This window comes from Treponema sp. (assembly GCF_045641405.1).
Lineage (GTDB): Bacteria > Spirochaetota > Spirochaetia > Treponematales > Treponemataceae > Treponema_D.
Genome location: NZ_JAZUGX010000059.1, coordinates 1 through 6,414 on the forward strand (window position 1 = coordinate 1; position 6,414 = coordinate 6,414).

7 protein-coding genes are annotated in these 6,414 nt (G+C 40.8%); 5 read left to right on the forward strand and 2 right to left on the reverse strand.

What is annotated here, in order from left to right:
* Nucleotides 1-131: 131 nt before the first annotated feature.
* Entirely contained in the window at nucleotides 132-1,007 is an 876-nt protein-coding gene (locus ACKI39_RS09125; RefSeq protein ID WP_407399806.1) for an RHS repeat-associated core domain-containing protein, read from the reverse strand.
* A gap of 466 nt (nucleotides 1,008-1,473) precedes the next feature.
* Between ACKI39_RS09125 and ACKI39_RS09130 the strand changes: the two genes are divergently transcribed.
* Entirely contained in the window at nucleotides 1,474-2,313 is an 840-nt protein-coding gene (locus ACKI39_RS09130) for an HAD family hydrolase (protein WP_407399796.1), read from the forward strand.
* On the opposite strand, the gene ACKI39_RS09135 is transcribed toward ACKI39_RS09130, so the two are convergent.
* Nucleotides 2,314-3,714, reverse strand: coding sequence for an MATE family efflux transporter (locus ACKI39_RS09135; protein WP_407399798.1), 1,401 nt, complete (start codon nucleotides 3,712-3,714; stop codon nucleotides 2,314-2,316).
* Between the two features lie 178 nt (nucleotides 3,715-3,892).
* Between ACKI39_RS09135 and ACKI39_RS09140 the strand changes: the two genes are divergently transcribed.
* The 4 genes from ACKI39_RS09140 to ACKI39_RS09155 form a co-directional block, all read left to right on the forward strand.
* Nucleotides 3,893-4,621 (forward strand): 4Fe-4S binding protein, encoded by a 729-nt coding sequence (locus ACKI39_RS09140; RefSeq protein ID WP_407399800.1) that lies wholly within the window; start codon nucleotides 3,893-3,895, stop codon nucleotides 4,619-4,621.
* 16 nt (nucleotides 4,622-4,637) lie between these two features.
* Nucleotides 4,638-4,970, forward strand: a complete 333-nt coding sequence (locus ACKI39_RS09145) for a DUF6442 family protein (protein WP_407399802.1) — start codon at nucleotides 4,638-4,640, stop codon at nucleotides 4,968-4,970.
* Nucleotides 4,971-4,984: 14 nt separating this feature from the next.
* Nucleotides 4,985-5,191 (forward strand): helix-turn-helix transcriptional regulator, encoded by a 207-nt coding sequence (locus ACKI39_RS09150; RefSeq protein WP_318690646.1) that lies wholly within the window; start codon nucleotides 4,985-4,987, stop codon nucleotides 5,189-5,191.
* Nucleotides 5,192-5,294: 103 nt separating this feature from the next.
* On the forward strand, nucleotides 5,295-6,414 hold a 1,120-nt coding region (locus tag ACKI39_RS09155), incomplete at its 3' end, for an aminotransferase class I/II-fold pyridoxal phosphate-dependent enzyme (protein WP_407399804.1).

A 6,414-nucleotide genomic window follows, 5' to 3' on the forward strand; every position in this document is an offset into this window, starting at 1 on the left:
GATAAATGAAAAAGAAAAAATAAAAATAAAACAAATTTCAAGCTCTCTTCTAAAATCAAAAAAATATAGAAGGATAAAAAATTCTAACATATATATAGCTGTATTCAAAAAAAATTTTATGCGATTACTCATTAATAATAATCTCCAAGATTTGAAGGTTTAGTTTCTGGCTTACTTAAATCCATTGAGGTTTTTGTAATTTGCAATTTTGAATTTTCTGTTTGCATCTTAATTTGCTTGTCTAAATGCCTCATTACTTCTTTAGGAAAACAAGTTTCATGCATGCCTTCAAATACTCCACTATCAACCATAACCGATGATGCTGTAGCCGCACAGGTAGCTATAGGTAACTTTCTTTCTGCCCTTTCCATGGATTTTACAATTTTCTTTATTGTTGCACTATCAGTTTTTACAGTATAAATATTTAAAGTTTCATTCTTCTCTCCTAGAAAATAATTTATATAATCTCCAAGAGTTAATGGTATTCCTTCTGAAGGTTGTATACATTTTGCATTATCAATTCTTCCCCTAGAGCGACCATAATCTCCATCAGCGTCAATCATTCTGTTTTGTGATGGATTTTTCAAATCTCTATAAAGCATCATTACGTGTTGTCCTAAACCTGTTTTGTTAGATGTAGAAACAGTTATTACTATATCTTTTGTAGAGTCTATTGTTTCTAATCCGCTTGGATCCAAATACTTAACCGGATTGTTACCCGCATAATGATACAAATGGAAATTGATGTGGTTATAAACCCCTCCCATGCCAGGCAAACTGCCAGAATCCTTGGAATTTCCCTTACCGGCACCCGGAATATACTCTCCCAATGCAGGGTCTGTTGATATCCATCTTGAATACCGGCTGTCCAGGTGCCTTGCTCCATAGTAGTATAAACCTGTCTCCTCGTCCATCTTGTTTGCCGTAAATTTATACGGCAGGAAGTTAAGGTTTGTCTGAGGATAAGTCTTTTCAACCCATGTTTCGCCGTATGGCGTATATTCTATACGTTGGTACTCGTCATCCTTATAGCCTTATGAGGAATGCAGATCCAAGATGGTCGCTGTGGTAATATACTGCTTCCAGTATTCCTCCTGATACTCAGGACTGTTCGCACTGGTACAAACAAAACAAGACCTGCCAGATGTATGACAAATCCTTCTTTGTTAGTTAAAAACTGATATTTCTATTAGTTGGCGTTACGACAAACGTTGTAGCGGCAATTCCTGAGACATTTTTCAGTACATTTAAAACGCACGACAAAACGTCTTATCATTCCGCAATTCAATTTTGTAGACAAAAGATTCTAAGCACTCATGCAAAAGAAGGCATTCTTAGGTATAGCTTTAGTCAACATTTTTGTGCAATCCCGACATAAGTAATTTTATTGCACAATTAACTTTCGCCAGGGGTCTGTCCCCTCTGTTCCTCCCCTTTCTTGTTTATTTTCCGTTTCCCCACTATCATCCGAGCATGGAGCAAAAAAGATTCAAATGTGTTTTTACAGACCTGGACAAGACCTTGCTTGCATCAGGTTCAATTCTCACTGACTACACCAAAGAAACCATCGACATGTTGATTTCCAGAGGAATTGATTTTGTTCCATCCAGCGGAAGAGCCTTCAATTCACTTCCAAAAGAACTTCTAAAAATCCAAGGGTTGAAATATGCAGTCACAAGCAACGGTGTTTCAGTCAACGAAATAAAAAGTGGAACACCTGTAAGTACTATGCGCATTCCAGAGACAGCTTTAAGGCAGATAGTCAAAATTGCCGCAGAACACAAGGTCTGCACGGAGATATTTGTAAATGGTCAGGGCTACTGTACAAGGGAATACTGGAACGATCCAACAATTGCAGGAAAAAACATTTCAGAAAGAAAGATTTATGTTCAGGCAACAAGAATACCTTTGGATAATTACGATTCTTTCGTAATGAACAACATTGCTAATACCGAAGCCTTTGACCTTATTGCGAATCCTGACATCGCATCGGAACTGGAAATAGAGCTACGAAGAAAGTTTTCAGGAGTCTACATAACACACAGCGAAAACTTTTTGATAGAGATTTCAAACATTGATAGCGGCAAGCACAGGGGAATGGAACGCTGCTGCAGGATATTGGGGATAACTCCAAAAGAATGCATTGCCTTTGGAGATGCTTCCAATGACATGGAAATGATTCAGATGGCAGGACTTGGAATTGCAGTAGCCAACGCAACACCAGAATGCAAGTCAGCCGCAGATTTTGTTTCTGAGTTCACAAACAATCAGGATGCGGTAGCAAAAGAATTAAGAAGAATTTTCAGCCTTTAGCTAAATCAGTTTTCTGCCCTTCCATTTTCCGCTTGCAATTCTCCAGATGAAGAAGCTTGACCTGACAACCCAGTCCAATGCCATGGCGATCCAGGTTCCAAGGGCTCCATAGGCAAATGTCCATCCCATGAAAGGAATCAGACCGAAAATCTGAGTGTATTTGAAAACATAGCTCATGCCTATGCGGACAAGGAACATGGATGCAAAGGATACGAACATCGGGAATGCCGCATCATTTGCCGCACGAAGGGCATTGGGCAATGTAAAGGACATGGGCCAGAATAAAATTCCAAGTACTCCGTGGCACATGGTAATCCACCAGGCAAGTTCCGTAGTCTCTGGCGAAAGATGATAGAACGTTAAAATTCCCCTAAGGCTTAAAAGATAGGGAACATTCCACAGGAACATGGAAACATAGGCAATGACCATAAGTTTCTTTGTGTAGTACATGGCCTGTTTTTCATCAGCCGCTCCACAGCACTGGCCGATGACAGTAAGCATTGCAATGTTGATGGCATTTGGTGCAAGGATTTCAATTGTGGCAAGGGAGTTGGCAGTTGCATTGGCGGCAATGGCTGTAGTTCCAAAAGTTGAGATTAAAGATAGAACCAGAATTTTTCCAAACTGAAATATGCTGTTTTCAAGTCCGCTTGGAATTCCAATTTTCAGAATCTTTTTTATAAGGCTGAACTCAACCGGCACGCGGAACATTTTTCTTATGGAAAGAGGTTCTTCCCCGTGATATGGTTTTTCCTTGAGCATCCAGAAGGTAAGCAAAAGTGCCCCGCCCAGTCTTGAAAGGGTTGTTGGAATTGCAACACCTTCAACTCCCATCTTAAACACAAAAATGCAGAGGGCATTTCCACCGATATTGATTGCATTTCCGATTGTGGAAGCATACATGGCAAGCTTTGAATTTCCCTGGGCGCGAAAAATTGCAGCCACCGCACTGTAAAGGGCAATACCTGGCAAGGCAAGCATGGTAATCCAGAAATACCTTAAGCTTGCATCCATTACGGAATCTTCAACCTTACCGAAAATTCCTGAAAGAATTGGCCTACAGAAAATTATCATCACGGCCGTAATAAATGCTGAAACTCCAAGCATTACATATATGAGCTGAACGGCAGTGTTTTCCGCCATCTTTCTGTCTTTGCGTCCAAGATATTGGCTTGCAACAACAGCTCCACCAGTACCAAGGGCATTGAGCAGAGCAAAGAGAAGGATGTTGATGCTGTCCACAAGGGAAACACCTGAAACCGCAGATTCACCTAAAGTTGCAACCATGATTACATCTGCAATTCCTACTGTTGCATTTAGAATCTGGTCGATGAACAGCGGAATTATAAGAGACACCAGCTGCCTGTTGGAAAACAATCTATTCTGCACGTTTGATTTCATAATGAATTATCCAATGGCAAAATCTTAATGCTTTAGTGATGATAAGTATAGTACAGAGGGGACAGACCCCTTATTCTGGGGAGATTCTTAAAAAAAGAGGAAATATATTGACAAGTAAACTTGGCAAGAATATATTTACCCCAGATGCCAAGTTTACTTGTCAATCAAGGAGGAATCAATGTCCGTGCATAGATTCAGAAAATTCACGCTTTCAATGGCAATGCTGCTTTTTCCAGTTACAATATGGTATTTTTCACCATACCTGATTTTCATGGCGGCGATGGAACACATCATCAACGGCAGCTTCATCACCTTCACATTGATGTTCATCCTGGGGATGTTTTTTGGACGCCTTTGGTGCGGATTTTTTTGCCCGACCGGCGGAATGTCGGAATGCTTTGAAAGCTTTTCCCCTAAGAATCCAAAGCAAGGTTTTAGAAACTACCTGAAATACGGAATCTGGTTCATCTGGATCAGCGGAATCATCGTCTGTCATATTTTGGGCAAAGGTGATTATTCCATCCAGCCTTTTTTTATGACGGATCATGGAATTTCAATTTCCAACATCTATAGCTATATCATCTACTACGGAATCATAATCCTGTTCCTGATACCAGCGATCATCCATGGGAAACGGGCAAACTGCCATTACATCTGCTGGATGGCACCTTTCATGATCCTTGGATACCGCTTTGGAAAACTACTTCATCTGCCGCAAATTAAAATCAAAACAAAAAAGGAAAACTGCATTTCCTGCAGGCAATGCGAAAAATCATGTCCAATGAGCATCAATATTTCTGAGGAAATATCAAAGGGCGAGATAAAAACGGCAGAATGTATTTTCTGTGGGGAATGCATCAGCACCTGCAAAAACAGAGTCTTTGACTGCAGAATTACAAACAAATAGATATATGGAGGACAAAATGACAAAAGAAGAAATTCTACAGAAAAGCCGAAAAGACAACGGCGGAAAAGACATGGAAGATCTTGAAGTTCAAAAGCAGGCAACCATGGTAGGATATTATTCCTGTGCAGGACTGTGTGCTTTGATTACAATCCTAAGTTACATTTTCACAAAACGCATCAGCCTTCAATGCTGGATTATTTTCTTCGGAATGCTTTCAGTCGCTTTTTTCACCAAGTTCATCAAACTGAAGAAAATGCATGAGCTTGTGGTTGCCATAAGTTATCTTTTAATTTTCACACTGCTTACCATAGCATTCATTTTTGAATTGACAGGCCGACTGCCATCTTAAGCTGGAGCATACTGATGAACGAATCGCTTGTATTAAAAAACAATCTAAAAGAAATCAGAGCAGAAAAAAATCTTTCTCAAAGCGATCTTGCAAAACTTGTTGGAGTGTCACGAAACACCATAAGTTCAATTGAAACAGGTCAATTCTGTCCAACCGCAAAGCTTGCCCTTATTCTTTGTGTTGCACTGGACAAAAAATTTGAGGATGTTTTTTTCTTCTAGCATTCTTTCATATTGTAATTTCCAGCAAATCCTTTCCTTGCCACCTGCATAAATATGCACTTTTATTTACAATCATGCATAAATTCAGTATTCTATTGCCATTATGATTAATCCATTGGCTCAAGAATTAAACGACGCACTCAAGGGCACAACAGCCGGCGAGTTGCTTTCTGATGTAGGTGTTAGACTTTACTTTCCTAAGGGAATCATTGCCCAGAGCGGTGAAGCCAAAAAACTCGGTCATACAGCAAACGGAACCATCGGTACTACAGTAGTAGATGGCAAGCCACTTGTACTCCCTTCAGTTAGAAAGTACATCAGCGGCGAACTCACTTCAGGTGAACTCGTAGGATATGCACCTACAGCAGGTAATCCAGATCTCCGCGCAGTATGGAAAGAAGAATTAATCAGAAAAAATCCTTCACTTAAGGACAAGTCATTTTCACTTCCTGTAGTAGTTCCAGGACTTACAGCAGGAATCTCATATCTTGCAGACCTCTTCCTTGATGAAAAGCATGCTCTCGTAGCTGCAGACCCATCTTGGGACAACTACGTTCTCATTGCAAACGCAAGACGCAATGCTGACTTCATCCAGTTCAAGGTTTTCAAGGACGGAAAATTCAACATCGAAGGTCTCAAGGAAACACTTAACGAACAGGCAAAGACAGGCAGCGTTCGCGTTATCCTCAACTTCCCACAGAATCCTTCTGGATACTCTCCAACAAAGGATGAAGCAAAGCAGCTGGTTGCAATGTGCAAGGAACTTGCAGAAAAGGGAACAAAGGTTATGGTATGGTGCGACGATGCTTACTTTGGACTCAACTATGAAGACGACATTGAACCAGAGTCTCTCTTTGCACACCTCTGCGACCTTCACGAAAATGTTCTCGCAGCCAAGATCGACGGACCAACAAAGGAAGACTTTGCATGGGGATTCCGCACAGGATTCATCACTTTCGGTTGCAAGGGAATGACAGAAGCACAGTACGATGCACTTGTTAAAAAGCTTATGGCTGCAATCCGTTCTTCAGTTTCTTGCGCATCAACTCCAGCACAGACACTCATCCGCAAAGGTTATGAGACAGGCAAGCTTGATGAAGAAAAGAAGGAATTCCGCAAGATCCTCGAACGCCGCTACGCTCTCGTAAGAAAATTCGTAAATGAACACAAGAGCAGCGCCATCGAACCTCTTCCGAAGTCGGATCGTAGCCATGTCGTTCTGT